This is a genomic window from Mycobacterium sp. NGS27 (genome assembly GCF_059813005.1).
The window spans coordinates 1-841 of sequence record NZ_JCALDT010000028.1 but is presented as its reverse complement, the minus strand read 5'-3'; the positions used below and the strand labels follow the sequence as shown (position 1 = coordinate 841).

General features: G+C 64.4%; 1 protein-coding gene. It reads left to right on the top strand.

From position 1 onward, the window contains the following. Nucleotides 1-841: AMP-binding protein (locus tag AC5Y30_RS25410; protein ID WP_499922058.1), on the top strand; the 841-nt coding region annotated here is incomplete at both ends.

The following is an 841-nucleotide window of genomic DNA, read 5'->3' as shown; positions in this document are numbered from 1 at the left end:
CTCGGCTCAAGCGGTCGTGGCGATTGTGGCGGTGCTCAAAACCGGGGCGGCCTACGTGCCGATCGACCCGGCGATGCCCGCGGCGCGCATCGAGTTCGTCCTCGACGACGCCGACCCCGTCGCGCTGATCACCACCACCAGGTTGGCCGAGCGGCTAGCCGGCCACGCGCTGCCGCTCATCGACATCGACGACCCCCACACCCAGACCCACCCCACCACCGCGATGCCACCGCCAGCCCCCGACGACACCGCCTACCTGATCTACACCTCAGGAACCACCGGAACACCCAAAGGGGTAGCCATCCCCCACCACAACGTCACCTGCTTGCTAGAGTCCCTGGACAACGAGGTGCCGGCGAATCACGTTTGGTCGCAGTGTCATTCGTTGGCGTTCGATTTCTCGGTGTGGGAGATCTTCGGTGCGCTACTACGCGGCGGCCGGCTGGTGGTGGTACCCGAATCGGTCGCCCGCTCGCCCGAAGAGCTACACGGCCTGCTGGTGGCCGAGCAGGTCAGCGTGCTGAGCCAGACGCCGTCGGCGTTTTACGCGCTGCAAACCGTCGACGCGCTGTTACCCGAGCGAACAGATCAGCTCAAACTGGAAACGGTCGTGTTCGGCGGTGAGGCGTTGGAACCCCAGCGCCTCGGTGCGTGGCTTCAAGACCATCCGGGTTCACCGCGGTTGATCAATATGTATGGCATCACCGAAACGACCGTGCATGCGTCGATTCGGGAGATCGTCGACGATGACGTCGATATCAATGCGAGCCCGATCGGGATGCCGTTGGGGCACTTGGGCTTTTTTGTGCTGGATGGTTGGTTGCGTCCGGTGCCGGCCGGG